Here is a 26,040-nt window from a genome sequence, read left to right as displayed (position 1 = left end):
AAGCAGCGCATAGATTAGGATATTTCCCCTAGGGGTAGTTAAAATCATTCAGGCTGAGCCGTGGGATGAGATATCTAACAGCTTGTTCGCCTGAAGCGAGCAATCTGAGGCATTGTAAAGAATATCTGCTCTCTGGCGCTAGCTAAAATAAGGCTATGTCTCAATCTACCTCTGCCTCCAACCCCTCTCACTCCGCTGCTAGCTCATCTGATATGCGGCCTGTCTTCATCCTGGTGGATGGTCACTCGTTAGCCTTCCGCGCCTACTTTGCCTTTGCTAAAGGGCGGGATGGAGGCTTAAAAACAAAGACTGGGATTCCTACCAGTGTTTGTTTTGGCTTCCTCAAGTCGTTACTGGAAGTAATAGCATCCCAGCAACCTCAGGCGATGGCGATCGCATTCGACCTCGGCTTACCCACTTTCCGCCACGAAGCCGACGATACCTATAAAGCTGACCGCGCTGAGACGCCAGAAGACTTTATCATCGACCTGAAAAATCTTCACGACCTTTTAGATGCCTTCAATCTGCCAATTGTGACGGCACCGGGGTATGAGGCAGATGATGTCTTGGGAACGCTGTCACAAAAGGCGAGTGCGGCTGGGTATCGGGTAAAGATTGTTACGGGCGATAGAGATTTATTTCAACTGGTTGACACTGCAAAGGAAATTAGCGTTCTTTATCTCGGTCAAACCTTCTGGCAACGTGGCAGCAATACAGGACCAGTAGAATTTGGGCCAGAGGAAGTTAAAGAGAAACTAAAGGGCATTACACCAGAGCAGGTTGTCGATTACAAAGCTTTGTGTGGCGACGCCTCCGACAATATCCCCGGTGTCAAGGGAATTGGCGACAAAACAGCCGTGAAGTTGCTTACAGAATACGGCTCCCTGGATGGGATTTATGCTTCCTTGGATGAGATTAAAGGAGCCGTCAAGCAGAAGCTGGAAGCCGGGAAACAAGAGGCATACCGTTCCCAGCACTTGGCAAGGATAGTTCTTGATGTCCCCCTAGACGTTAGTTTAGAAGACTGCCCGCTGAAGGGATTTGATAACGCCGAGCTAGAACCGCTGCTAGAAAAGTTAGAGTTTAGGACTTATTTGAGCCGAATCAAGCAGTTGCAGCAGGCATTTGGCGGTGTGGCAGAGGAAGCTAAACCCGTTGAATCTAAAGAAGAACTTGAAGAAATCGGTTTTGATGATGGCGACTGGTTTTTCAGTGCCGCTGACACCGAAGCTGCTAGCAAGGCACACACAAATGGTGCTAATAAAATTAGCGCCCAAATTATTGATACTCCAGAAAAACTGACAGAACTGATAAAGCATCTGCAACGTTGCACTGACTCTGACAAACCCGTAGCTTGGGATACGGAAACGGATTCCCTGGAGCCACGAGACGCCCAACTTGTGGGGATTGGCTGCTGCTGGGGAATTGCTCCATCTGAAGTTGCTTATATTCCCACAGGTCACAAAACTGGTGAAAATCTGGATAAAACGTCTGTATTAGAAGCGTTGCGTCCGATTTTGGAAAGTGCCGAATATCCCAAGACGTTGCAAAATGCCAAGTTTGACCGGCTGGTGTTTCGCTGTCAGGGAATTAACTTGGCTGGGGTGGTGTTAGATACGATGCTTGCCAGTTACGTCCTGAATCCAGACAACAGCCACAATCTCGGTGACTTAGTCCTACGCCATCTAGAGCTAAGTATCAGTAATTATACGGATGTAGTACCGAAAGGCAAAACGATTGCCGATCTGGATATCCAGACTGCTGCCTACTACTGCGGGATGCAAGTCTATGCCACATTCCAGTTGGTGCCAAAGCTACGAGAAAAATTAGAGGAAGTCCCAGCTCTTCACCGGCTGTTACGGGAAGTAGAACAACCCTTAGAGCCAGTTTTAGCCCAGATGGAATATGTGGGCATCCGCATCGATCCAGCCTATCTCCTGACACTATCGCAAGAACTGGAAAAGGATTTAGCAGGAATTGAGCAAAAAGCTTATCAGGAAGCTGGAGAAAAATTTAGCTTGGGTTCACCGAAACAACTGAGCCAAATTTTATTTGACAAGCTCAAGTTAGATACTAAAAAGTCTCGGAAAATTCAGTCGGGTTATTCTACAGATGCCGCAACCCTAGAAAAACTGCAAGGCGATCATCCACTGGTCGATGCCGTTTTAGAGTACCGCACCCTTTCCAAGTTGAAGTCTACTTATGTGGACGCTTTACCCTTGCTGATAAGACCCGATACTCAGCGGGTGCATACAAATTTTAATCAGACAGGGACGACGACAGGGCGATTGTCTTCTTCTAATCCCAACTTACAAAATATTCCTATCCGCACAGCGTTTAGTCGGCGAATTCGCAAAGGATTTGTACCGGAACCTGGTTGGTTACTGGTTGCAGCTGACTATTCACAAATTGAGTTGCGGATTTTGGCTCACTTGAGCCAAGAGCCGGTGCTGATTGAGGCATACCAGCAAAATGAAGATATTCACAGTGTCACCGCTCGGCTGTTGTTGGAGAAGGATACGGTGACATCTGAGGAACGCCGATTGGGGAAAATTATCAATTTCGGCGTAATTTACGGAATGGGGGCGCAGCGATTTGCGCGGGAAGCTGGGGTGAAGGCGACAGAAGGCAGATTGTTTATCGATCGGTTTAACGAGCGCTACCGTAAGGTTTTTGAATATTTGGAGCGGGTGAAGCGGGAAGCGATCGCTCACGGTTATGTCGAGACTATTCTAGGACGCCGCCGTTACTTTAACTTTGAGGGCGGCAGTCTCCGCAAGCTCCAAGGTAGCAATCCCGATGAAATTAACCTTGACAAACTCCGTAATTTGGGACAAGCTGACGCCGGTTCGCTACGCGCCGCCGCTAATGCTCCCATCCAAGGTTCTAGCGCCGATATCATCAAGATTGCAATGGATAAACTGCACAAAGTTTTGCAGAATTATCAGGCGCGTTTGCTATTGCAAGTTCACGATGAATTAGTGCTTGAAGTTCCTCCCTCTGAATGGGAAGAATTACAGCTTAAAATTCGTTCCACAATGGAAAATGCGGTTTCTTTGAGTGTGCCATTAGTCGTTGATGTGCGTGCAGGGCAGAATTGGATGGAAACGAAGTAAAAAATCGTAACTTCAACAAACGCGGATGATTGACCATGACCGCTTATTTAAGGAACTCCTCACAACCTTTTTTGGGGAGTTCATAGAGTTATTTTTGCCAGAAGTAGCAACTTATCTAGAACGCGACTCCATAGAGTTTTTAGACAAAGAAGTCTTTACAGATGTTACTGCTGGCGAGCGTTATGAAGCTGATTTAATCGTCAAGGCTGAATTTCGAGCTCAGGAATCTTTTTTTCTAATTCATGTAGAAAACCAAGCTCAACATCCGCCTGCCAAAGTCAGGCGGATGTTCCGCTATTTCTCCCGCTTGTCTGAAAAATTCGATCTGCCTGTGTATCCTGTGGTGGTGTTTTCTTATAACAGTCCCAAAACTCCAGAACCGAACGTTTATCAGGTGGCTTTTCCCAATAAAGTCGTTTTGCAGTTCAACTATGATGTCATTCAGCTAAATCAGCTTAATTGGCGGGATTTTGTGCAGCAACCCAATCCAGTTGCTAGTGCCCTAATGGCGAAAATGAATATAGAGCCAAGCGATCGCCGCCGCGTAAAATTTGAATGTTTGCGTCTTTTGGCTACTTTGAGGCTAGATCCCGCCAAGATGCAATTAATTTCTGGATTTATTGACACTTACCTGCGCTTAAGTACAGAACAGGAAAGGCTTTTAAGAGCTGACATTGCTAGGATGGAGCCAACTGAGCAGGAGGTCATTATGCGAATTGTCACTAGCTGGATGGAAGAAGGTATTGAACAGGGAAAGCAACAAGAGGCACTGTCACTGGTTATGCGCCTATTGCCTCGGCGAATTGGCGCAGTTGCCCCTGAGTTACAACAGCGCATTCAGCAGCTATCTCAGACTCAGTTAGAGGATTTAGCAGAAGCGCTTTTGGATTTTTCATCGGCGGCAGATTTGGAGGATTGGTTACACCAGTTTGCAACTGAGTAAAGTGACTGGCAATAAATGCGTGTTAAACTAAGCGTCGATTAGAAGCGCGATCGCATCTCCCTTCACGACTCCCACTACGAAAAGCCCGTAACAAGCGTCCGAAACTATTGGACAATGGAAACGTCTGTCCAGATGGACTTTTCCTTTGTAGTAAATATTTATAATGACCGGCACTCGCAAACTCATCCAAAACTCTCTCATCTGGACTGGTGCAGTTATTCTTATCCTTGGCTTGGTGGGGTGTGAAGCCATTTTTGGTCCACCCACTTACTCGGTTAAACGAGTCAGCGATGGGGATACTCTCGCCGTGACGGATCGCAGTGGGAAAAATATTAACGTGCGCTTTGCTTGTGTGGATGCTCCGGAAGTTCCGCATTCCAGCAAGGAAAAGGCAAGCAAAAAAGCAGCAGATCAAAACCAATTTAAGTGGGGAATTAAAACCCAACAACGATTGCAAGAATTGGTACAACAAGGAGGCGATCGCGTTCGCTTAACTGTGACTGATACTGATAGGTATGGGCGTAAAGTTAGCGAGGTGCGCCTGCCTGATGGCACTTTTGTTCAGGAAGTGTTGGCAAAAGAGGGACTGGTACTGGTGTATCGTCAATATCTAAAAGATTGCCCTAGCGCTGCTATCGTTGAGCAAGCAGAAGCTGAGGCGAAAAAGACTCGGCGCGGCATTTGGCGTGACTTCAAATTTCTGCCGCCGTGGGAGTATCGCAGTGAGAGTAAGTAGCAAAGGCTGATAGTTAATTGCAATGGACAATAACCATCAAAAGTCTTCGTCAGCATACTCACTGGCATCTTCTGATTGAGACTGATTACTGGAAGGCGATCCCCAAACAATGGGCACGATTGCACTCCCAATCGCCCCCGCGCCAGCACTAAACGCTAGCACGACGCCTACTGGCATCCGGATCGACTGGAAAGTTAGAAATTTCACCGATACCGGCGTGATGTTTTGAATGGACAACAGAGCGATCGCTGCGACGGAACTAGCTAAAATCAGCGAGGTAAGCAGGTTGGTAAGGGCTTTCATATTGATAATGGCGACTGAGTAAGTTCCTGCTACCAAGTAGGAGCAAGAGCAATGCCCTTGCTCCTACCGATCATTTAGACTGTGACGGGTTCCAGTTTGTTAATGGTTTGTTCCATTTGCTGGGCAATTTGAGTCATTTTTTCTGGAGTATTCGTTTCCAGATAAACCCGCATTAGCGGTTCTGTTCCGGAAGGACGCAGGAGTATCCAACTGCCTTCTTCTAAGTAGAGTTTAATCCCGTCTTTGCGCCCTACTTCTTTCACTTTAATTCCTGCCACTTCTGCTGGGGGATTTTTAGTGAAATCATCGATGACAGCGGCTTTGTGGGCGTCATTTAAGTGCAAATCGAGACGTTTGTTGTACAGAGGGCCATCGGCTTCTGCGATTACTTCTTCTACTAGCTGGCTTAAAGGCTTACCTTCGTAAGCGATCGCTTCTGCCACCAGCATATCGGCTAAAATACCGTCTTTTTCGGGAATATGTCCGATAATGCTCAATCCGCCCGATTCTTCGCCGCCGATCAATACCTGCGTCTCGCGCATTTTCTCGCCGATGTATTTAAAGCCTACTGCTGTTTCGTAGATTTCCAAGCCGTACTTAGCAGCGAGGTTATCCAGCAGGTGGGTGGTGGCAACGGTGCGGACAATTGCACCAGTTTTGCCTTTGTTTTTGACTAAGTGACGCGCCAGCAGCAGCAGCACCGTGTTCGGTGTCAGCACGTTTCCTTGTTCGTCAACAATGCCGAAGCGATCGCTATCTCCATCCGTCGCCAAACCTAAATCTGCCCCGTCTTTTTTCACCGCTTCGACGAGTCCAATCAATTCCTCTCCCTTCGGTTCTGGCATTCCACCGCCAAAGAGAACATCGCGATAGGTGTGGAATGCCTCTGTATCGCAACCACACCGCTCCAAGACAGTATCCAGGTAGCCTCGAGAAGTGGAGTAGAGGGCGTCGTACTTCACCTTTAGCCCTGCGCTCTTAATTCGCTCTACATCCAGCAGGGTGTAAATAAACTGGAGATAATCTGGCTTGGGATCAAAGGTAGAAATCTTGTTGGCATTGTTGCCACTCGGCGGCTCATCCGTAGCGTCTTCAATATTTGCTACAATTGTATCCGTAATTTCCGGTGTAGCCGGACCAGCGTAATCGGGGATGTATTTGATGCCGCAATAGGGAGCTGGGTTATGACTGGCGGTGAACATCAGTGCCCCAGCAGAGTTGAGAAGCTTAGCGTTGTAGGCAATAACTGGCGTCGGGCAATCTCGATCGACAATTTTCACCGTCCACCCAGCGTCTGCCAAAACTTCGGCGGCAGTCCGGGCGAATTGGTCGGCTAAAAAACGGGTATCGTAAGCTACTAAGACGGGACGGTCTTTGGAATAGGCGTTTTCGAGATAACTCGCGATCGCCCGCGTTACTTTACACACATTGGCGAAGGTAAAGTCATCGGCGATAATCCCCCGCCATCCATCGGTACCAAATTTGATCTTGTTTGAACTGCTGGCTGCGCTCATCTTAACCACTTCCTCTTGATTCCACCTAAATACTACAAGACGCCTATCGCTTCAATCTCGCTACCGGATGACAAATGGTTTGTATAAACTGAACAATTTGTTCGCACCGGCAGAAAATCTAGCTGAATCTGAGGATACGATAGACCCAACCCTTAATTGCAAACAAGGGTAGCAATCAGGTGTTAATTGCCGTTGCAAATGGTAAATTAGCTGCAAAAGCAATATGAGCCATCCGCTATCGCCTCGCGCCTGCCATTAGGAAAATCATCTCAAAGGAGCCGTAAGCCATTGTGAGCCAGACAGACACGCCAAACCTACAAACGCTTCAATCTGACGCAACTCGCCTGCGCGAAGAGTTGCAGATGCGAGATCAACTGGTTCAGCAGTTGTCTCAAGAACTATTCCGGCTGGTTAAGGGCAATGCTAATTTTATGCCCAGACCGGAAGTTTCTGAGCGGCACATGGCTCAGATGAGAGCGCTGCGAGAACAACTGCAAGAGGTCGAGCAGCAGGTAACGTTCTACCAGGAACAGATTACAACCCGCGACACCGAGATTTATCAATTGCGGCAGTCTGTACAGGAATTGACCGACCGCAGCCGGATGCTAGAACAAGTGGTGCAGGAGTTGCCACAGATTTATCGCCAGAAATTTGCCGAACGCATGGCACCCGTGCGGGAGAAAGTGGCGATGCTACAACGGGAAAACCGTCAACTCCATGCCGAGTTGCAAAGTGTCAGCTACCGTCTAGCTGTCAGAACCCGTCGCACGACGACCGGACTCGATCTGCCCAGTTTCCCGCGTACGGGTGTTCGTAATAGCCCGATTCCAACCTTTGGTCATGCGTAAAGTTCTGATTGTGGTTGATGCTGCTGATGAACTTCCGGTATCGCCCACAATAGCCGAAATTGTTTCTGCCCTCAAGCAAAGCGCGCTCAATTCCCCAGTACCGACAACGATACAAATTGTAGAGACGCAATTTATTGCCTCAGTCTGGGCGGACTTGCAAAACCAAGCAGAAATTCTTTGGTGTCCTTTAACGCTGAATTTGCCAGAAAGCTTGGAATTTCCAGCCCAATCCCTTTATCAGGCTTGCCGCGATGTGACTGGTTTACGCCAGTTGGTGGAGCAATTAGGATCGACGACGGGTGTCGGTGATTTCTGGTTGCCAATCGTTCTTACGGCAAAGGGGCCGCTCTACGGCGAGGTAATTGGTAGGGTTGAGGATGATGAAAGTAGGCGCTTAGAACCGACTTTGAAAGGTTATCGTCAGCCGGTGCATCTATCGGATATCTGGCGTCAGCCACTGTACCAACTGGGGCATCGATTGCTGCAATTTTTATCAGCGCCACCAGCTGTTTATTTATTACAGTTCGGCTTTCAAGAGCAAGGGATTTTTTTTGACCGACTTTTGCCGTTTCCAGGGGAACCAGCGATCGCTAGCATTAACGTCCAAAAGCCAGATTTATTTACCTGTCACTGGCACTGCTTGACGGGTCAAGCAATTTACGATCTCCAAATCAACGCTTTTCACGACTAAGAAGTCGCGGCTAGGCACTTGTAGGGACTCCGATTTATCGGGTTTCCCTATCTGGGCTATCGATCCCTTGAACTGGGCATAAATTCCGTGAAGCTCGATCCAACAAAATACGGCTTAGCACTACATACCAGCAGTCCTGAACTAGGTCTAGCACTCAATAACTTTTCTGGAGATTCGCGCTGTCAAACTTGGGATTTAGGGCGCGATTTATCCACTCATTTACATCATCATCTGGCTGAGTTTATTCAGCCGCAGATGTGGGCTGATTTGAAATTTATCTGTGTAGCAGTAGGTCCAGGCAGCTTTACAGGGACTCGCATCGGTGTTGTTACAGCGCGGACACTGGCGCAACAGTTAGATATTCCCCTATTTTCCGTCTCTACACTGGCATCTGTGGCTTGGTCAGAAGTCGGTAAAAGTAAACAGCAAGGCAATGGAAACAGTGAAGAATCTTCACTCAGTAATGCGATCGCTGTCCAATTGCCAGCTCAACGGGGTCAATTATTTACCGCCATTTATCAGGTATTGCCATCCAGTTCCGGACTCGCTCAGATGTTACCAGATAGCGTGATGACACCGGCAGTATGGCAACAAACGCTGGACAGTTGGCATCCCTATCAGCTAATTGATATCGCTGCTGGGGCTGGGCTAGGGGCAACCGTTTCAAGCCTACTAGAACTAGCCTATCTAGATTGGCAACAGGGGAAGCGTCCCCACTGGTCAGAAGCACTACCCTTTTATGGTCAACACCCCGTTGAGGAGAAAACATCTGGGTAGAATAAGCGGATGCGATCGCTTAAAGATATCAAACAGCCGACCTCTACAATAATTTCGACACTATCTCAAAAATTGAGATGTATCACCCCTTGGCGCTACTGTCGCATAGAAGATACATCAAAAATTCTGCTTGACATGGGAATCCGTTGATTAGTGGCTTTACTGTCCGCTACAGGGGAGCTAGAATCAGTAGCTTTATTTCCAGCTTCAGAAACAACAACTTGCTCAACATTGGTAGAATTGACGACAGTATTACCAACGTCAGATTTAACACTTGTATTCCACTCTGCGGTCTGTTCAGAGGAGCTTGAGTCGATAGTATCAACAATGTTAGTTTCTAAAGGAATAACCGTTTGGGTTTGAGAATTAGCCGCAATTAAAATAGAGCTTTGAGTTAAAATAAAAACTAGCAAAGAAAAAATAAATTTAGCCACTTTGACTCAACCTCCTTTAAATAAATAATTAACTTTTGCAAAAGCAAAAATAATCTGTATCTATCTGCAATTACAGATACAAATTTTGAAATCAACCTATAAGTTTTTCTGCCGTAAATGTTTTCAAGGGTAGACAAATACAGCAAGATTTACAATTTCTATTGAGGTTGATTAAAGAGCGACAAAGAACAATTAGAGATTCTTGTAGTTGCCACTATAATTGCTTAACCGAACCTTATGTCAATTTATAGCTTCTACTCTTCTATCTACAAGCGAGATAACACTGAAAATAAAAAAATATTAAATTAAAAAAAAGTAGACTTAGTAAAATTACGGTAAATTTGGATAAAGTTTTTGTAGCTAAATAAAGGTTTGATGAGGTGTAAACTGGCATTCTGCATCAGAATATCATCCTGAGCGACATCCAAGAACTCCTGCGATGTTGCACTTTGCTGAATGTGACAAGTGTAGATAGGGAAATTTTCCTAGAAGGAGAAGCTAGTCCGTAATACACCTACAGCGATTGGGTCGCTAGCGGGTGTATGTCCCGGTTCAAAAATAAAGACTACCCCTGGCGTGATGCTAATGTTGTCCGTTGCCTGCCAACGATAGAACGCTTCTACATGAGTGGTCGTTCCAGGTTGTCCTCCTTCTCTGCCCAAACCCGTATTGAAAAAGTCAGGGATATTATTTCCTACGGGCAAATCGCTGCTAACAATTTTTGGTGGTTGTCCAATATAAATTCCTCCCAAATTTCCTTGCCCAAATAAATCGGGAAAATTGAGATACACCATATAGTTAGTTGCTTCTACATTTCCCGATCTTCCGGGAATGTGGGAATTGGTATAACCAGCCCATCCACCTAACGAAATGCGCGGCGTAATTCGCCAGTTAATCGTGGCACCAACGGCATTAGTTTGCAGAGATGCTGAATTACCAGTCAGTGGATTAATAGCACTCAACTGGTCGTCTCCAATCCCAGTCAGCAAAGAACCATTGGGAGAGTAGTCATTAACATAATACAAAGTGATATCAAGCGGATCGGTTGGGGTAAGCGCTAGTTGGACACCTGCGGTATTGTGCCCGTCAGGTCGTCCATCGCTATGAAAAAATCCTGGAATAGTCGTTGAGTAAACCGCCTGCAAACTGGCACGTTTAGCAAATTGCCAATCAAAACCGATACCGCCACGACCAAAGCCAATATTCAGAATTGGGTTTCTTTGGGCAAAAGCAGAAATTGGACCTGTAGCAGCGCTTTCCACACGATTTGGGCCTCGGAAAGCGTAAGCCATATTTACTCCTTCTGTCCCCACGAGAACAGCAAATTTGTCGGTGAGGAGGAAACGGTAGTTTAGATCGCTCAAAATCACATCGTTATCATTAAACAATTCATAGCTCAGTAGGACATCGTTAGTTAGTCGAGGTGCAGTGGTTCCTTGACTCGCTTGGAGACCTGCTAACAGGTAACTACGTTCGTCAAATTGGGTAGTTAGATACAGCTGATTAAAATTAATTACGTTAATATTTGTACCCCGATCATCAGTCTCTTTTTTCCCATCTCTAGGAAATAAATCGGCACGATTGTTGCTACGCCCTTGAACGCCAACAATTGTCAGTCCGCTCAATTTAGTGGTTGTAGAAAATTGGGTAGCTTCTATTTCCGCAGTCCGAGCTTCCAAGCTACCCACTGAACCCCGAAGACTGGCCAATTCGATTGCAAATTCTGATTGCAATCGCTGTAAGGTAGCCAAATCCTCTTGTCTGATTCCATCAGCAGTTGTTATCGGAACCAGGTTAGTAATTTGCTCCAAACAAGCATTTAACCCGGCAGCAAATTCATACCGCGTTAGGGCACGATTACCACGATAAGTACTGTCCGGATAGCCCGCGATACAGCCATAGCGTTCGATAAGCGATCGCAGTGCTTCATATGCCCAATCTGTGGGTTCCACGTCTGTCATCTGAGAAACATTGGTCACTTGCTCCATCGAAGCTTCAGCAGCGTCTGACTCTTCTGCATTTTCCTCCTCTAGTTCCTCCACCTGTTGCAAAGTCGTGTTGTTATCAGGCTGATTATCCAAATTTGGTAAATCTGAATCTGTCTTTAGAAACGTACTAATTTCTTTGCTACCTTGAGGAGTTTTATCTACATCCGCAGAATAAGCAGTTTGAGAGACAAAGCCACTGACTAAAATCCAGCTAAATAACCCGTATTTCAAACTTGAACAAATAATTTTTTTGAATATAATTTTCAATATCATTTGCTTCCAACTCCTATCAGATCACACGTTTCCGAGCTATATGAATAGCTCGGAAACAAACTCAACAAAAAATTTAGCAGAGTCGTTCACAAATATGACCGACTCTGCTAAATATGTCACACAAATTCGCAAAAAACTTTTAAAATTACCGCCGCAAACTCCGGGGATCGAGGGCATCCCGCAGCCCATCTCCTAGCAAGTTAAATGCTAATACGGTGAGGATAATCAATAGCGCTGGAGGCCAGATCAACCAAGGTTGTAACACCAAAATTGATGCATTTGTAGCTAGCGATAGCATATTCCCCCAAGATGGATCTGGCTGCTGAATTCCTAGCCCAATCAAACTCAGCACTGATTCCGCGACGATAAAACCAGGGATTGCCAAAGTTGCCGAGATAATCACGTAGGTAGCAGTTTGCGGCAACACATGACGAATGATAATGTACAGCGGTTTTGCACCCATTGCGCGTGCTGCTTGCACAAATTCCCGCTCTTTAATGGACAGCACCTGTCCCCGAATCACCCGTGCTAACCCAGCCCAGCCGACGAATGAGGTAATCAGGACAATTAATAAGAATCGCTGGGCACTCGTTAGTCCTGACGGTAGCACTGCGGCAAGGGCAACCAACAGATAAAGGCTGGGAATTGTCATCAGCACTTCCACAAAGCGCATTAAGATGCTGTCAGTTGTGCCTCCGAAAAAGCCAGAAATCCCTCCAACCAACAAACCTAGGGGGAAAGATATGGCAATTCCCACTAGACCAATGCTGAGGCTGATTCTGCCCCCGTGCAGTAGACGGCTGAACTGGTCGCGCCCCTGTTCATCGGTGCCTAACAAATTCAGTTTGCCTTCCCCAAGGGTGCCGAAGAGATGCCAATTAAAGGGAATACCGCTAAGAATTTCCACCTCATCAAATTTGGGTGGCAGCGGTAGGCGAAGCTGAAATAGTTGGTATTTCGGTCCCCGGACAAACAGGCGAACAGGTGAAGGTTTTTGGAAGTCTACAATCACTTTGCGATCGCCCGTCTCTAAATCTGTCGGCCCCTGAGTCGTCGGATAAACGTGCGGCCCAATAAATTGTCCCTCACGGTTGCGCCAGTAAATCTGAGTTGGTGGCAAAAGTGACGTATTTGGCTGTACATCACACAGTCCTTGAGACAGGTCATAAGAGTCACATGGACGATAAGGCGCAACAAAATCAGCTGCAATAACGCTAAGGTAAAAAATTAACAGGATTAAAGCGCCAAAACGAGCTAAGGGATTGTTTTTAAGCTTTTGCCACCAGTTCATAAAGTTAGTGCTTAGGAGTTATGAGTTAGGAGTTTTAAATTAAATCATAAGCTAGAATTTAGGATTTCCAAGCTTATTTGGATTGTTCGCTCCTAACTCCCCACTGGTCCCCTTTCTAAGCTCCAACTACTAGCTGTTCTTCCAGTTGCCTCCGCTCATCTTCGGCACTTTCGTGCTCAACAACAAACACATTCGAGTAGAGGTTGGCAATGATTTGCTTACCCTGCTGAGTGAGCGACAGGTAGCGCAGCGCATCTTGAATATACGGAAATACCCCATGCCAGTAAAATTTGGGATAGTTCCGCCGCAAGTCTCCAGGATGCCGATAACCTAAGGCTTGATTGACGCCAGTTTCTTCAAACTCATAGTACAAGGCACCAATTTTCTTCAGGTAGCGGGGATCGCTCAGCTGACCAATCAAGTCAGATGCCCGAACCAAGCCTGGATAATTAACCGTATCTTGATGATCCTCTGCTTTTGGGACTGGAAAACGAGTGAGTTCAATATTGCGCTTGATCAATTCCGCATCAATCAGCTTATGACCGCCAAAGCGCTCTTCAATAAAGAGTTTGGCTCGATCGACGTGATACGGTGTCAAGCTGGCATCTGAAGATCCACGAGGCACGGAAACCATTTCTGCATCCTGCCCCGTCGCATACAGTCTTTCGTAGTCTCTATCTAGGCGACACACGCCCTTCACGTAGCCAATGTCATGGCAAACCAAGGAGAGAATGAAGTGCAACCAGTCTTCACAGGACACCCCGCCCTCGCGGATATGTCTACCGCGCAAGATTTCTTGCCCGACCAGAGCGACTAAAATCGAGTGTTCAACATTGTGATAAAGGGCGTCGCTGTTGGCAATGTTTTCCAGAGCCATACCCCCCGCCCAGGCAATAATATCTTCGTAGTCGGGCTTGTAGCCGCCGTAAGTGCGTCGGTAGCCTTCACGAATTCTTTGAACAAAAGAGTCAATTAGAATTTCTGTAGCGTTAAACATCCTTAGTTCTCGCTGATACTGAGTGCAGTGAGGGGGCGTTGCTGATTTGGGAAATAATTGAGCATGAGGCGATCGCTCTCACGGTACCCAATCATTTTGCTGGTGGCGCTACGCCATAAATCGAGTTAATCCGAGGATATAACCTTGTCCTCTGTCGAACGAAATAGATACAACCCCTACCCTTCCAGGATGCAACAAAATTCGGCGACTGGGGTTGTTAATTGTCATGGTTGCTCTGTGTTTCGCATCACAATTCGTTCTTTGACCGCCAGATGGGGGTTTGATACTGCCTTGTGACCTGAGTTTGTTGAAAAATTGGAAAATGAGTCTCAACGCGATCGCCTAAAATTCTGTAGTCGAAGAAACCGGGACTATAGGGCTTTTAGGCTATTCCGGTCAATCAGCTTAGTTTCTTCTAACTTTTGCTAAATTAACATTTCCAAAACCAATAGCGCCAATTAATTTGGCGCTATCAAGCGTGTTGTTAAAGATTGTTGACATGAGCGAAGTCGCCAGTTTTAAATCTCACCACACTGGCAGCAGTTTCTTCGATAGATTTTTACCAATAGATTTAGAAGTTTTTTTTGCCACCAGTTAATATTGGGGAGCGGAAAAAGTTTAAGAGTTCTCGATTGACGGTTTGGGGAACTTCTTGCTGCATCCAGTGACCACAGTGACTAATAAATTTTAGGTTGAAAGGAGCAGCGATTAAGCGTTCCATGCCTTCGGTGAGTTTTCGAGTCAAAAAGGCGTCTTCTTCGCTCCACAAAATCAAGGTAGGCACAGTGACGGGATCGGGCGATCGTCCCCAGTGATGCAGCCAATTTTGAGGCGACAAAGACGATCGATAGTAGTTAATTGCCGCCGCCAAAACCCCAGGCTTTGCCAGTGCTGCCTGATACACTTGGGCATCCTCGGCAGAAAACGCGCCTTTGCGAACCGCCTGTCCCCGAAACACGTTATTTACAAAATCTTTTAAATTTTGCTGAATCAGCCACTCTGGCAAACCAGGAATCTGAAACGCCAGAACGTACCAGCTGCGGCGCAGGTGATCCAAGTTTCCCGTCAATTCCTGCCAAAACCTGTACGGATGCGGTGCATTCAAAATAGCCAGACGATTTAGAACGTCTGGAAATTTCTGCGCTAGATGCCATGCGATCAATCCGCCCCAATCGTGACCAACAATATGTGCCCGGACATACCCTAAATTCTCAATCAGACCCCGAATATCGGCGCTAAGAGTATCCAGGTCATAACCACTGAGAGGCTTATCCGAATCGTTGTAGCCCCGCAAATCGGGAACCACCACCTTAAAATGGCGAGCCAGTGCTGGGATTTGATGCCGCCAGGAATACCAAAACTCTGGAAACCCGTGCAACAGGATAACTAGCTCTCCTTCTCCTTGGGTGACACAATGTAAGCGAATGTTGTTGGTCTCAATAAAATGGTGTTGCCATGCACAATCAAGGGCGGTCATAGACATCTCTTCCGGCATCCATCGCCAGGGGTTAGCACGTAGGTTTCTCACTTTTCAGATTAGCAGTCCTAGGAGCTAATCTGTCTAAAGAGAGTGGCGAAACCTTGCTACGCTAACTCCTTTAGCCTCGCTGGGGCACGGCAGGACGATACTCAGAAGGTTTGATTTGGTATTTAACTAGATTGGCTAGGTCTTGTAGCTGACAAATCGCTTCAGCGCCCTCTAGCTTCATTAATTCACGGTCATCCCGCATTTCTGTCCAGGTAATCCCATAATCCGATACTAAAAAGCGAATTAGATGGTTGTCACCAAGACTAACCATAAATGATGCGCTATTCATTTGGCCTCCGCAGGTATAGCAAGAAGCCAGATAGCCCCGCTGCTCTAGCACAATCGCCAGAGCTTGGAGGTTCATCACTAGATCCTGTACAAATTGACGGTGTTGCTCTGCAAGTCGTAGAAACACGGTTGTCCTCCAACCACCACACCTTAGTTTAAACCTTTTATACTTTCTTAAGATTTTGCTCCCCAGGCATGACGGTAAATTAATTGAGGAGCATAGGAAAATTTAGAACTTGACGGCTCCCTGATTTGCACCAGGTTAACTTGACTATTCAGAAAAGCCAAGTATCAACAATAACAGTTTGAATGATACTCCTGCATCCTAAACAGCAGTGCTAAAGGTTACTTCTAACTAAAGACGGACTTAGCGGTAAAGTGTTGCCAGGGGCAGAATCATCGCTGCATTTAAGGGGATCGCTCGCTAAGGATAAGAATAATCAATTAAACCTAGTCCTATAGGCGAAGCTTACTTATAAAGTTAGAGACAAAGAATCTGATAGCTTTGGTTTACCTGTCGGCAAGACAAATCTATCAAATACTTTGTCTCTAAGCACTTCACCCAACCAGATTTTTAGGAAGGTCTAGTTGACAACCTGCCACCAACCAAAGGAAGGTCCGATGAAGCGGATAGTTATCCAAAAAAGGATCAGGAAACCGATACCGTACCAAGCCCCCTGACCGGAGATTTTCACAAACTGTTGTGCCTGAGTTTTGGTAATCGGCACCCAAGGAAGGATGTAGGTATCTTGACCATACTTCTCTTTGAGTGCTTCTTTCCGACGCTTGGATTCACCCATGATTTTTGGTGATGCCTTTAGACATTTGCTTATCATAACGCTGGCGTGGAAGTTGCCGCTGAATTATTCATTAAATTACAAGATTGAGGCAAAGCGACGATCGCTGAGGGGTGTGGGAGAAGCTAGCGATCGCTAGTAAACCAGTTGCTATCCAAATAGTTGATCCGAGCCAAAGGACTCAGTGCTTCCAGCACTTGAGAGCCGTAGCTGCGGTTATTTACGCGACCATCGAGGAGAGCAACGACGCCCCGACATTCTCGCACGGGGGCGATCGCTCGCTGCAATTCACTCAAAGCCACTGGTAATAGATACAAGCGAAACCAATCTTTACGCTGTTCCTTGTAATGAGCAACCCGGCCTGCTACCAGGGGATTTTCTAGAGAGGGGATCGGCAACGTCGCTATCACTAGCAACTGGGGCGCAGGCAACGCCTCCTGATAATGCCGCCAAAATTCCCATCCCGTAACCAGAATGCCATTGTTTGACAAACTGGTTTTTTCTACTTGCACGCGGGAGCCAAACTCAGCCGCCATCACAGACGCCACCTGGGCTTTTAAAGGCGTGTCCTCGACCAAGATCACCGCTAGTCTTTGAATGTCGGGATTTTCTCCCAGCGACCGATCCATTGTCTCAACTAGCATCTGGACTTCTTGAATCAGAACTCCCTGAAATTGAGGCGTATTTGGCATGGGCAGCCGATCGGGGAGATATAGCTGAATCAGTTCGTTCTGCCTATCTGGAGAAAACTTCAGACACGTTAGGTTGCCCAATCCTACCCGCTGACGATAGGCGATCGCTTCTGTCTCTAAATCCAGTGCCGCACCAATCAATACCACCGGCTCGTGGTGCCAGATTTTTTCTAAAGTAGTTGCCACCTCAACGGGGCCGCAATACAAAGAAAATTGGCCCTGACTCCGAGCAATTTCTGCCCACATGAGTTGGTCTTCTGCTTGCAACCGATGCCAAAAATTTCTCCAAGCCGGGGGTAAATTTGGCGAGGCGGGAAATTCTCCCCCTCTCCCACTCCCCTGCTCTCCAGACGGGATCGTTCTTGTTTCGACAAGATTCTGTCTGCCTTCAACTCCTATCGCATTCTCTAAGACCGCATAGAGACGCCTCAAGATGTCTTGCTCAGCAGGTGAAATCAGATAGCACTCGTAAGGATTGGCTGGATGCTGGAAGACAGCTTTTGTTAGCTGTACCCGCGCATCCCGGATTGCCTTTACCTTACGGGGAAAGGCCAGCATCAACTCTTCCCAATCGCTGGGTCGCAAGCTAGCAGTCAGTTGGTCGCGTGCCCACTCTTCCAAGTCATCGGCACCATCAAAAATAGTCGGAATGCCAAAGGGTATCCGATTTAGCCCTTTGAGGCGGTCAGCTAACCAAACCTCTGGAGAGATTAACAGCAGTCCCTGAAAGTCAGCGTCAGGCCATGCATCGCCTGTTAGGATGGCTTTTTCCCTCCCCATCCACTGTCGCATCTGAGGAATTTCCACCTCTAGCAAGCGTTGCTGAACTGATTCTGGAGCCACCAGGATGACAGATTTCGTCCATAGCAGTGCCGGTGCTAGGTAACTCAGGCGATACTTCCCCGTACCGTGCGAAGAAACTCCAGTCTGAATCAGGGCAGAACGCCCTAATCTTAAAGCCCGTGCCACTAGCCTCGCCATTGTCAGATGATGAGGCCAAGAACGATTCTCCTGCTCGCGAAGGAATGCACGTAGTGAGGAATGAACTTCTACCTCTATCACTTTAGATTTGAGACTTTAGAGTTAGGAAAGCAAAAAGTAAAAAAGATCGCTTTACATATTTTCTCTTTTTTTTCGCCTTTTGCCTGCTGACCCTTTGTTCAACTTTGCTGTAATTTTTCTAAATAATCAAATTCCTTGACAAATTCAATCAATGTACCTATTGGGGGGAGAATCAAGCTTTGCGCTTCCACCGAGTTGTTTTTCGGCAAACCGCTGGAATTAGATTGACTTTGATTCATAAACCGTTTCCCAAACACTGGGTGATGATAAACATTCAAGGTTTGATCCGTAGAATTATTTAGCACGGTCTGGGTTGGAGCCTGGAAGAAGTTTAATTTTCTTTTCAGTTCGGGCACCATTTTGCAAATATCGAGACTACCGACTTGATTGATTGTTTTATTAAGGGAGGCAGTTAATTGCTTGACCCGCTGAGCATCTTTATGCCCTAGTGATGATTGATTTTGAGATTGAAGTAGGTTCACTAGAGCGCTGATATTTTTCTGAGTTGCTACTGCATCGTTGAAGGGAAAAATAGCCACGTAAGCCAGGGGAAATAATTGATCGTTGCTATCAATTCTGAAAGTGAGAATTGTTTTTCGAGCGCTGACTTCCAAACTGGGAGGATGAGCGATCCCCGGATAATGCTTAGAGAGGTGATGATAAGTAGTGGCTAGTGCTAAATTTGCTTCTAAATCTAACGGTGCATCTACGATAATTCGGACGGTTGGCAGCGTTTCATTGAAGAACTTTTTTGATTCTTCAGTGGTAAGACGAAAAATTTCCGTGCGATCGCCATCCGGACTCAAGTCAACCCACTCGCAGGTCACTCCTTCGGTTTTCAGGCCGAAACGGGAGACTGCATACAGTTTTGCCCCGGTTAGAATCGCCCCGGTCAAGTCAGCTCCAATCCAATCGGCTTTAATCAATCGAGCTTGGGTAAGATCGGCGTGAACTAAGCTGGCATTGAGTAAATTAGCATTGCTAAGGTCTGCGCCGATTAAGTTAGCTCCGCTTAATTTTGCGCCGCTTAAGTCTGCCCAACGCAGATTTGCACCGCTTAAGTCTGCCCAACGCAGATTTGCGCCGCTTAAGTCCGCTCCGCTGAGATTTGCGCGACTGAGATTGGCTTGTCTTAGTTCTGTCTCTCGGAAATTGGCACCGCTCAAGTCGGTGCGGCTCAAGTCGGTGCCATTTAAGTTTGCCTGCTCCAAGTTGGCTCCCGTCAAAAAGGCACCCCGGAGGTTGGCTTCATTCAAACTGGCGCGACTGAGATTGGCTTCTCTAAGAGTGGCTTCACGCAAATCAGCACCGCTGAGGTTCGCTGATTTGAGATTGCATCCACTCAGATCGGCGCGAATTAGCTCGGCTCGAATCAAGACCGCTTGAATGAGCTGCGCCCCCCCCATATCCGCTCGAATCAGGTTAGCAACGTTGAAGTTTGCCTGGTTTAAGATGGCATTGCTAAGATTGGCTCCACTAAGCCTCGCGACATTAAGTTTGGCTTGAGTCAAGTTAGCGGCTTCGAGATTGGCACCGCTGAGATTCGCCACGCTTAAATTAGCGCCTGTCAAATTAGCGCCGCTGAGGTTGATGCCACTCAAGTTTGCCTCACTCAGGTCAATTGCCGCGAAGTTTCGCGCACCGGCTGCGTATCTTACTATCAGTTCATCGACATTCATTTCGAGCCACCTTGCCAGCATTCTCATTTTATGGTTAGGAGGAGGGCGCTACCAGCAAGCCTTGAGGTTCATTTGTCGTTTTGAGTGGCTGGGTGAGTTTGCAGCAGATGAACCCTGGCTTTGCTTGCGTTGAGTCGGGATTTTTCCCCGGCATCTATCTAAAGTTGTACAAAGTTGTACAAGCACTAATCTAGCGTGCCCCTCTGTAAATCTTAGAAGTAAGTTCAGTGAGGGCATCCTCAGAGTGATGAAGGATGAATGAAGAAATCTATTATGCTCCCTACCTCATCTGTTTGGAAGGGCTTTACTTTAAGAAAATAGTCGTCCAGCCATTTTGACAGAAGCCTAACGAGCGGCTGATTGGATCGTGGGGTAAGTTGGCACTGTATGCTAGAACATCATGCTAGAACATCGGTACAGTAGTCCCAGAGAGAACCCCTCTCCAGCCCTCCTTGTTTCGGGGAGACAGCTAAATTGCTCTTGTCTTCCTCATTTTGAGGAGATTTAGGAGCTTATACCATTTTAGATTTTGGATTTGAGATTTTGAACTGTAGAAGACTTGCGGCGATGGCGCAGCGCTGACTTGTCAGTTCGCGTCTGAGCCAGTAGCCATTTCCAGCAAGTTATTTGTGGCGGCCTTACGGTGAAATAGTATTAGACAGAACCATGAATATTGGGATTGTAGGGTTGGGGCTAATTGGCGGCTCGCTGGGTTTGGACTTACGAGCGGCTGGCTATCAGGTTTTGGGGATCGCGCGTCGAGAGCAAACGTGTGTTGATGCGATCGCGCGTGGGGTCGTAGATGATGCGAGTGTGGATCTGGCACTCTTGGCAGCTGCCGATGTAGTTTTTGTGTGTACGCCCATTAGCGCGATCGCCCCAACCGTACAGCAGCTGATTCCTCATTTGTCTGCCAACGCCATCATCACAGACGTGGGTTCGGTCAAAAAGCCGGTGGTGGAAGCGCTAGAACCGATTTGGACGAACTTCGTGGGGGGGCACCCGATGGCGGGGACGGCAGAAAGTGGTCTGGAAGCAGCTCAGACTCAGCTATTTGCTGGGAAAGCTTATGTATTGACGCCGGTGAAGACGACGCCCCCAGCAGCCGTGAATATTGTCGAGGAAATCGCGCGATCGCTCAAAGCTAAAATCTATCAGTGCCGTCCAGAAGATCACGATCGCGCGGTGGCTTGGATTTCTCACTTGCCGGTGATGGTGAGTGCTGGTTTAATTAATGCCTGCATCAACGAAACCGACCCAGCGGTTCTAGAATTAGCGCAACAATTGGCGAGTTCTGGCTTCCGGGATACCAGCCGCGTCGGCGGAGGCAATCCAGAGTTAGGCGTGATGATGGCGCGGTACAATCGCGGGGAATTACTGCGAAGCCTTCAACAATATCGAACCGGACTCGATCAAATTATTTCTCAAATTGAACAAGAAGACTGGAACGCATTGCAGGAAAAACTTTCTATCAACCAGCAGACCCGACCGAAATTTTTAAACCTCGAATAGGTTTCTTGCAAAAAGCGCGATCGCTCTACCGGACTATCGCCCATTAGGCAACGACAGCACAATCTGCCGCAAATGCGATCGCTTTCCTTCGCTACTAGCTACCTGTTAGTTTTTCCAACTTTGCTCCGCAAATTTTGCAAAACCGAGCATCTGTATCATGGGATGATAAACCGCAAGTAGGACAAAGGGTTTCTACCTGATTAGCTGTTTTAACCAATCGCTTGATCAAGTCGCCCAATTGCCAAGGAATCAGAGCAATTCCGGTCAAAATCATTAAGACTGTCATCAAGCGACCTCCTTGTGAAATTGGTGTTACATCGCCAAATCCAACTGTTGTCATTGTGACAATAGAGAAATATACAGCATCCAAAAAAGTAGCGAATACTTGAGGATTTACTGGATGCTCAACTTGATAAATCAAGCCGGAATAAACAAATATGATTGCTAATAAAGTAAATAATATTCGAGCTGAAATCTCTCCATCTTCATTGATGGTGCGACCAAATAATCTTTTACCTTCTATAAATCGAAGAAATCGCAAAATCCTAAACCATCGAAATACCCGGATAAAGCTGATATCTACCACTCCTAATAAAAATGGCAATATTGCTACTAAATCTATAATTGAATAAACACTTAATATATGTTGAACTTTATTGTCTGCACACCATAAACGAATCAAATATTCCCATGCAAAAAGTAGAAAAATTGCATAGTCTATAGTATTAAGATTAATTCGGACGTAATTTGGGAGTGGATAGGTTTCGATAACAAAAATTGCTGAAGACAGCAAAATCATTCCTGTAATTAGGAAGTTGAACGCTTTTCCTGTTGGTGTTTCAATGTCTTCTAAATAAAAAGCAATTTTTTGCCGCATCTAGATAAAATCACAAAACGAAAAGTGGCAGCTTGATATCAAACAGGAGAAAGTCGGGTAATCGATAATCGGTAAAAATCTTTAAAGATAGAGCGATAAATCACGTTTGAATTTTGAATTAATTATTTTGAATAACTCAAAGTTTTTGTTTCTTTTTTAACAAAGCAAACCTCAGTGATAGTTGCTCAACTCCCAAAAAACAGCAGCGAAAACCCACTTAAGTATAGGAGCAAAATTAAAAAACTCTCGAAGCTAATATTTCCAATTCCATGTGTTTCCCGCCGCAACAAGCCCAAAACTAGAATGACGGTCATCAGGATCGTCAACGCGAGCGCAAAAATCTGAGGCTGTGCCAAAGCATGATAAATCGAACCCTGCCGATAAGCAAAGTCAGAGAACGCCACCAGCATCACATCGAAGCTATTTCCCCCGATAACGCCACTCACCGCAAGCGTCAGCGCCCCTCGTCGCACCGCCGCGATGGTTGTTACCAGTTCCGGTAGGGCAGTTGACAAAGCGGTAAAAAGCCCTCCTACCATCGTTTCGGAAAGACCGCTGTGCATAGAGATCGAGATTCCAGCTTCCGCCACAAAATAACCGGCACCGGCAAGCAGCCCCGCCAGCAAAGCGAACCTTAACCACAACACAGTCAATTTAGTACCCTCGGAATTATCTGCCTCCGGTTCGTCAACTTGCGTTTCCGCAGTCCGCCGAGGCCACCACATTGGTGTAGTTTGAGCCTCTGCCGCCAAACGCAAGCCGAAGATATAGGCAGATGGGATTAGGAACGAGGCGGGATGAATCCCAAAAACACTGACATCTGGCCCAGACATTGCCATCAGAGGAATTGCCAATAAAGCAACCAAGAGTGTTGCCTGCATCAGATTTGGCACGGAGGCAGCTGCGTGTGTCAGGTTGGCTTTACCATACGCAAGATCGGCAATACTAAGAAATGCTGTTTGGGCGGCAATCCCTCCCAAAGCACTACTGATGGCAAGTTCGGCGTGACCTCCAGCAGCGGCGGTGACAGAGGTAACAATTCCTGCTAATGAGGTACTACCGCCCAGAAACAAGGCACCCATCAGTGCTTCCCCAAGACCCGTTTCATCCGCTAGGCAATCCGCTGTGCTTGCCATCTTGGTTCCCACAACGGCAATAACCACGGCAGCGATTAAAAAAACACTAATACTCAGGGTTAAGGATTCAAACACATCCACCCACTACGGTTCGGCTAAATTTTTCAATGCAAAATATCTGATTGCTTCAAGCAGAATTTGTCAGGGGAAAATATCTCCTTCGCCCTCTTTAAAAGGAGGGAAAAGGTCTCATAGCAACGTTTTCCGGAGAGTTACGGGTTCTCCAAATACGGCTAAGCAGACCGTATTTTATTTGGGGATATGTCCTCTAAAATTTTAATTTTTTGAGTAGATAACCGGAATTGTATTAATATATCCACCGCTTTTGTCTGCTATTTACGGTCAAAGTAAGCACCTTGAGAATGGCTCCCTAAAGATCATTATTCCTTACACATCTTGCCAGGTGCCTGTACTAGAAGTCAGATTCAGCAAAAGTTTCTCGTGGAGCGATCGCTCTTTTTGTATGCTCCTATACACGGGTTCTCGCATTTCTTACCGCCAACTACAACAATCAGCGAAGCGACAGCGCGGCACATCTAAAATAGCGAGTGTGATTTTACAACAGAAAAAGTCAGCATGAAACGCGATCGCATTGCACCCGAACCCGGTCAAGAGTCCGTATGGGATTACCCTCGTCCTCCGCGTCTTGAGGAATCATCCAAGCACATCCAAATCATCTTCAACGGCGTCACAATTGTCGATACCCAGCGGGCAAAGCGCGTACTGGAAACCAGTCACCCGCCTGTCTACTACATTCCTCCGCTAGATATCAAAATGGAATACCTGGTGCGAAGCATTCAGGGATCGTTTTGCGAGTGGAAGGGAGGTGCTGTCTACTACACAGTCGTTGTCAGTGACAAACAGGCACCGAATGCTGCTTGGGGTTATCCCGATCCCACACCAAGCTTCGCCAGCATCAAGGACTATCTCGCTTTCTATCCCCAGATGATGGATGTTTGTTCGGTCGATGGAGAACAAGTGCAGCCGCAACCTGGAGGTTTCTACGGCGGCTGGATCACCAGCGATATTGTTGGCCCGTTCAAGGGTGAGCCAGGAACCTGGGGCTGGTAGCATTTGCCAGGGGTGTACAGCATCTATACACCCCTACTGCGCCTAGAACTAATTTAAGAAAATCCGGTCAATCCTTGGCATTGCCGTCTCTTCCACCATCGTTCTGGCGTGCGTTCCGGGTCTTCATCCTCAAAATAGGTCGGGACGCTACTCTCCGTAAGCGGGAGGTTTTGATTATTAAGAGTGGAATCCTCTGCTGACCCGTTTTTGTCGAGGTTACAGAAGAGTGGCGAATCGACAGAGGCGGCGTCAGTCTCATCCGATCGGTTCTCTATTTTTGCAGAGGTGGCATCAGGTTTACTGCCAAAACTTCTCAGATCGTAAGTAGCCGAATTGTTAGGGAATGGCATTGTTTTATAACCGCTGAATAAACTAAATTTGAAACTTTTAAACAGAAAGATGTTCTACTTTGGAGTATAGCTTATTGAAAATAAGTTTCAATAAGTTTTGTGACTTAAAGCTAGAGAAAGCCACTGGTATATCCTCAGCCGTTCTAGCGAGCAGTGTTTGCGACAGAAAGAGAAATTACAAAGAATATCTTCTGTGAGCGATCGCGCAATTCAGTTATCGTGGGAAGCCCTTCTTGGTCTAGAATGCGCTTGTCGAGAAGGGTATTCTTAAATCATGGCAAATCAACAGTATCCGATTCCCGTTGTCGTCAACGGTGCGGCTGGAAAAATGGGTCGCGAAGTCGTCAAAGCCGTTGCTCAAGCAGACGATATGACTTTGCTGGGGGCAATCGATCGCTCTTTGGAATACCAGGGTCAAGACGTTGGAGAAGTGGCGGGTTGCGAACCCTTGGAAGTTCCCATTGTCAGTGACTTACAAGGGATGCTGGTGCTAGCGACCCAGGAAAAACAACAGGGCGTTATGGTTGATTTTACTCATCCTGACTCAGTTTATGAAAATGTGCGGACTGCGATCGCTTATGGCATCCGACCTGTCGTTGGCACAACTGGACTTAGCCCGCAGCAAATCCAAGAGCTTGCTGAATTTGCCGACAAAGCCAGCACGGGTGCCCTGATTATCCCCAACTTTTCCATTGGTATGGTGTTACTACAGCAGGCAGCTGTCCAGGCGTCCCAATACTTTGACCACGTTGAAATTATCGAGTTACACCACAACCAAAAAGCCGACGCTCCTAGCGGTACCGCCCTTCAAACTGCCCAGATGTTAGGCGAACTGGGTAAAACCTACAATCCACCGACGGTAAAAGAAACTGAAAAACTACCCGGTGCTAGAGGTAGCCAAGCCGATGAGGGGATTCGCATCCACAGCGTTCGCTTACCCGGTCTCATCGCTCACCAAGAAGTGATGTTTGGGGCACCGGGTCAAATTTATACCCTACGCCACGATACTTCAGATAGGTCTTGCTATATGCCTGGTGTTCTTCTCGCCATCCGCAAAGTTATCCAGCTCAAATCCCTAGTCTATGGGTTAGAAAAGATACTATAAGTGGCTAATCCCTAATCGAAGGAGCGAAGGAT

23 protein-coding genes are annotated in these 26,040 nt (G+C 46.8%); 9 read left to right on the top strand and 14 right to left on the bottom strand.

The features are described 5' to 3' along the window. The first annotated feature begins 155 nt into the window (after window positions 1-155). The 3 genes from polA (at window position 156) to NDA06_RS07720 (ending at window position 4,795) form a co-directional block, all read left to right on the top strand. Window positions 156-3,116 (top strand): DNA polymerase I, encoded by a 2,961-nt coding sequence (polA, locus tag NDA06_RS07730; RefSeq protein WP_190985221.1) that lies wholly within the window; start codon window positions 156-158, stop codon window positions 3,114-3,116. A gap of 25 nt (window positions 3,117-3,141) precedes the next feature. Next, window positions 3,142-4,059: a DUF4351 domain-containing protein gene (locus NDA06_RS07725; protein ID WP_190985220.1), complete on the top strand. Its 918-nt coding sequence runs from the start codon at window positions 3,142-3,144 to the stop codon at window positions 4,057-4,059. 163 nt (window positions 4,060-4,222) lie between these two features. Continuing rightward, window positions 4,223-4,795 (top strand): thermonuclease family protein, encoded by a 573-nt coding sequence (locus NDA06_RS07720; protein ID WP_190985219.1) that lies wholly within the window; start codon window positions 4,223-4,225, stop codon window positions 4,793-4,795. A 36-nt stretch (window positions 4,796-4,831) separates the two neighbouring features. Here the strand turns inward: NDA06_RS07720 and NDA06_RS07715 are convergent, their stop codons facing one another. Together NDA06_RS07715 and NDA06_RS07710 are read right to left on the bottom strand one after the other, a co-directional pair. Beyond that, window positions 4,832-5,098, bottom strand: coding sequence for a LapA family protein (locus tag NDA06_RS07715; protein WP_190413036.1), 267 nt, complete (start codon window positions 5,096-5,098; stop codon window positions 4,832-4,834). Window positions 5,099-5,172: 74 nt separating this feature from the next. After that, the gene (locus NDA06_RS07710; RefSeq protein ID WP_190536642.1) at window positions 5,173-6,612 is read right to left on the bottom strand and encodes a phosphoglucomutase/phosphomannomutase family protein; all 1,440 of its coding nucleotides are present in this window, start codon (window positions 6,610-6,612) and stop codon (window positions 5,173-5,175) included. A 290-nt stretch (window positions 6,613-6,902) separates the two neighbouring features. Here NDA06_RS07710 and NDA06_RS07705 point away from each other — a divergent pair, with 290 nt between their 5' ends. The 3 genes from NDA06_RS07705 (at window position 6,903) to tsaB (ending at window position 8,928) form a co-directional block, all read left to right on the top strand. Continuing rightward, entirely contained in the window at window positions 6,903-7,460 is a 558-nt protein-coding gene (locus tag NDA06_RS07705; protein WP_190413034.1) for an Npun_F5560 family protein, read from the top strand. Further along, a complete protein-coding gene (locus NDA06_RS07700) occupies window positions 7,453-8,151 on the top strand; it encodes a hypothetical protein (protein ID WP_190413033.1) in 699 nt (232 codons plus the stop codon). Before NDA06_RS07705 ends, NDA06_RS07700 begins: the two co-directional genes overlap by 8 nt. A gap of 78 nt (window positions 8,152-8,229) precedes the next feature. Further along, a complete protein-coding gene (gene tsaB, locus NDA06_RS07695; RefSeq protein WP_190530114.1) occupies window positions 8,230-8,928 on the top strand; it encodes a tRNA (adenosine(37)-N6)-threonylcarbamoyltransferase complex dimerization subunit type 1 TsaB in 699 nt (232 codons plus the stop codon). Between the two features lie 95 nt (window positions 8,929-9,023). Here the strand turns inward: tsaB and NDA06_RS07690 are convergent, their stop codons facing one another. The 9 genes from NDA06_RS07690 to NDA06_RS07650 form a co-directional block, all read right to left on the bottom strand. Then, entirely contained in the window at window positions 9,024-9,362 is a 339-nt protein-coding gene (locus NDA06_RS07690) for a hypothetical protein (RefSeq protein WP_190985218.1), read from the bottom strand. A 485-nt stretch (window positions 9,363-9,847) separates the two neighbouring features. Further along, window positions 9,848-11,623 carry an iron uptake porin gene (locus NDA06_RS07685; protein ID WP_190985217.1) on the bottom strand — a complete coding sequence of 592 codons (1,776 nt, stop codon included), beginning with the start codon at window positions 11,621-11,623 and terminating at the stop codon, window positions 9,848-9,850. 145 nt (window positions 11,624-11,768) lie between these two features. After that, window positions 11,769-12,914 (bottom strand): ABC transporter permease, encoded by a 1,146-nt coding sequence (locus NDA06_RS07680; protein ID WP_190429182.1) that lies wholly within the window; start codon window positions 12,912-12,914, stop codon window positions 11,769-11,771. Between the two features lie 115 nt (window positions 12,915-13,029). After that, complete coding sequence (locus NDA06_RS07675) at window positions 13,030-13,911, bottom strand: Npun_R2479 family HD domain-containing metalloprotein (protein WP_190413028.1); 882 nt, start codon at window positions 13,909-13,911, stop codon at window positions 13,030-13,032. Window positions 13,912-14,482: 571 nt separating this feature from the next. Further along, window positions 14,483-15,388, bottom strand: a complete 906-nt coding sequence (locus NDA06_RS07670; protein ID WP_206753538.1) for an alpha/beta hydrolase — start codon at window positions 15,386-15,388, stop codon at window positions 14,483-14,485. Window positions 15,389-15,509: 121 nt separating this feature from the next. After that, a complete protein-coding gene (locus tag NDA06_RS07665) occupies window positions 15,510-15,854 on the bottom strand; it encodes a DUF1815 family protein (RefSeq protein WP_190413027.1) in 345 nt (114 codons plus the stop codon). 457 nt (window positions 15,855-16,311) lie between these two features. Then, window positions 16,312-16,527 (bottom strand): DUF2839 domain-containing protein, encoded by a 216-nt coding sequence (locus NDA06_RS07660; protein ID WP_190413707.1) that lies wholly within the window; start codon window positions 16,525-16,527, stop codon window positions 16,312-16,314. Window positions 16,528-16,649: 122 nt separating this feature from the next. Continuing rightward, window positions 16,650-18,278 carry a helicase C-terminal domain-containing protein gene (locus NDA06_RS07655; protein ID WP_190985216.1) on the bottom strand — a complete coding sequence of 543 codons (1,629 nt, stop codon included), beginning with the start codon at window positions 18,276-18,278 and terminating at the stop codon, window positions 16,650-16,652. A gap of 98 nt (window positions 18,279-18,376) precedes the next feature. After that, window positions 18,377-19,957 carry a pentapeptide repeat-containing protein gene (locus NDA06_RS07650; protein ID WP_190429586.1) on the bottom strand — a complete coding sequence of 527 codons (1,581 nt, stop codon included), beginning with the start codon at window positions 19,955-19,957 and terminating at the stop codon, window positions 18,377-18,379. A 666-nt stretch (window positions 19,958-20,623) separates the two neighbouring features. Here NDA06_RS07650 and NDA06_RS07645 point away from each other — a divergent pair. Next, entirely contained in the window at window positions 20,624-21,469 is an 846-nt protein-coding gene (locus tag NDA06_RS07645; RefSeq protein ID WP_190985215.1) for a prephenate/arogenate dehydrogenase, read from the top strand. A gap of 94 nt (window positions 21,470-21,563) precedes the next feature. Here NDA06_RS07645 and NDA06_RS07640 read toward each other — a convergent pair whose 3' ends face one another. Together NDA06_RS07640 and NDA06_RS07635 are read right to left on the bottom strand one after the other, a co-directional pair. Further along, the gene (locus NDA06_RS07640; RefSeq protein ID WP_190985214.1) at window positions 21,564-22,346 is read right to left on the bottom strand and encodes an ion transporter; all 783 of its coding nucleotides are present in this window, start codon (window positions 22,344-22,346) and stop codon (window positions 21,564-21,566) included. Window positions 22,347-22,531: 185 nt separating this feature from the next. After that, window positions 22,532-23,557 (bottom strand): sodium:calcium antiporter, encoded by a 1,026-nt coding sequence (locus NDA06_RS07635; RefSeq protein WP_190985213.1) that lies wholly within the window; start codon window positions 23,555-23,557, stop codon window positions 22,532-22,534. A gap of 501 nt (window positions 23,558-24,058) precedes the next feature. Between NDA06_RS07635 and NDA06_RS07630 the strand changes: the two genes are divergently transcribed. Next, window positions 24,059-24,553 carry a DUF427 domain-containing protein gene (locus NDA06_RS07630; RefSeq protein WP_190985212.1) on the top strand — a complete coding sequence of 165 codons (495 nt, stop codon included), beginning with the start codon at window positions 24,059-24,061 and terminating at the stop codon, window positions 24,551-24,553. 53 nt (window positions 24,554-24,606) lie between these two features. Here NDA06_RS07630 and NDA06_RS07625 read toward each other — a convergent pair whose 3' ends face one another. Continuing rightward, a complete protein-coding gene (locus NDA06_RS07625; RefSeq protein WP_190985211.1) occupies window positions 24,607-24,903 on the bottom strand; it encodes a hypothetical protein in 297 nt (98 codons plus the stop codon). Between the two features lie 274 nt (window positions 24,904-25,177). On the opposite strand from NDA06_RS07625, the gene dapB reads away from it, so the two are divergent. Next, window positions 25,178-26,008 (top strand): 4-hydroxy-tetrahydrodipicolinate reductase, encoded by an 831-nt coding sequence (gene dapB / locus NDA06_RS07620; RefSeq protein WP_190413020.1) that lies wholly within the window; start codon window positions 25,178-25,180, stop codon window positions 26,006-26,008. Window positions 26,009-26,040 lie beyond the last annotated feature (32 nt).

It is taken from the genome of Trichocoleus sp. ST-U1, assembly GCF_039961835.1.
Lineage (GTDB): Bacteria > Cyanobacteriota > Cyanobacteriia > Cyanobacteriales > FACHB-T130 > FACHB-T130.
Note: the sequence above shows the minus strand (reverse complement) of the source record. Positions and strands in the feature narration are given on the sequence as shown.

Bases quoted from the DNA above. Each gene is read 5' to 3' on its own strand.
- polA (WP_190985221.1), top strand. From the start codon at position 156: ATGTCTCAATCTACCTCTGCCTCCAACCCCTCTCACTCCGCTGCTAGC.
- NDA06_RS07725 (WP_190985220.1), top strand. From the start codon at position 3,142: ATGATTGACCATGACCGCTTATTTAAGGAACTCCTCACAACCTTTTTT.
- NDA06_RS07720 (WP_190985219.1), top strand. From the start codon at position 4,223: ATGACCGGCACTCGCAAACTCATCCAAAACTCTCTCATCTGGACTGGT.
- NDA06_RS07715 (WP_190413036.1), bottom strand. From the start codon at position 5,098: ATGAAAGCCCTTACCAACCTGCTTACCTCGCTGATTTTAGCTAGTTCC.
- NDA06_RS07710 (WP_190536642.1), bottom strand. From the start codon at position 6,612: ATGAGCGCAGCCAGCAGTTCAAACAAGATCAAATTTGGTACCGATGGA.
- NDA06_RS07700 (WP_190413033.1), top strand. From the start codon at position 7,453: ATGCGTAAAGTTCTGATTGTGGTTGATGCTGCTGATGAACTTCCGGTA.
- NDA06_RS07685 (WP_190985217.1), bottom strand. From the start codon at position 11,623: ATGATATTGAAAATTATATTCAAAAAAATTATTTGTTCAAGTTTGAAA.
- NDA06_RS07680 (WP_190429182.1), bottom strand. From the start codon at position 12,914: ATGAACTGGTGGCAAAAGCTTAAAAACAATCCCTTAGCTCGTTTTGGC.
- NDA06_RS07675 (WP_190413028.1), bottom strand. From the start codon at position 13,911: ATGTTTAACGCTACAGAAATTCTAATTGACTCTTTTGTTCAAAGAATT.
- NDA06_RS07670 (WP_206753538.1), bottom strand. From the start codon at position 15,388: ATGACCGCCCTTGATTGTGCATGGCAACACCATTTTATTGAGACCAAC.
- NDA06_RS07660 (WP_190413707.1), bottom strand. From the start codon at position 16,527: ATGGGTGAATCCAAGCGTCGGAAAGAAGCACTCAAAGAGAAGTATGGT.
- NDA06_RS07650 (WP_190429586.1), bottom strand. From the start codon at position 19,957: ATGAATGTCGATGAACTGATAGTAAGATACGCAGCCGGTGCGCGAAAC.
- NDA06_RS07645 (WP_190985215.1), top strand. From the start codon at position 20,624: ATGAATATTGGGATTGTAGGGTTGGGGCTAATTGGCGGCTCGCTGGGT.
- NDA06_RS07640 (WP_190985214.1), bottom strand. From the start codon at position 22,346: ATGCGGCAAAAAATTGCTTTTTATTTAGAAGACATTGAAACACCAACA.
- NDA06_RS07630 (WP_190985212.1), top strand. From the start codon at position 24,059: ATGAAACGCGATCGCATTGCACCCGAACCCGGTCAAGAGTCCGTATGG.
- NDA06_RS07625 (WP_190985211.1), bottom strand. From the start codon at position 24,903: ATGCCATTCCCTAACAATTCGGCTACTTACGATCTGAGAAGTTTTGGC.
- dapB (WP_190413020.1), top strand. From the start codon at position 25,178: ATGGCAAATCAACAGTATCCGATTCCCGTTGTCGTCAACGGTGCGGCT.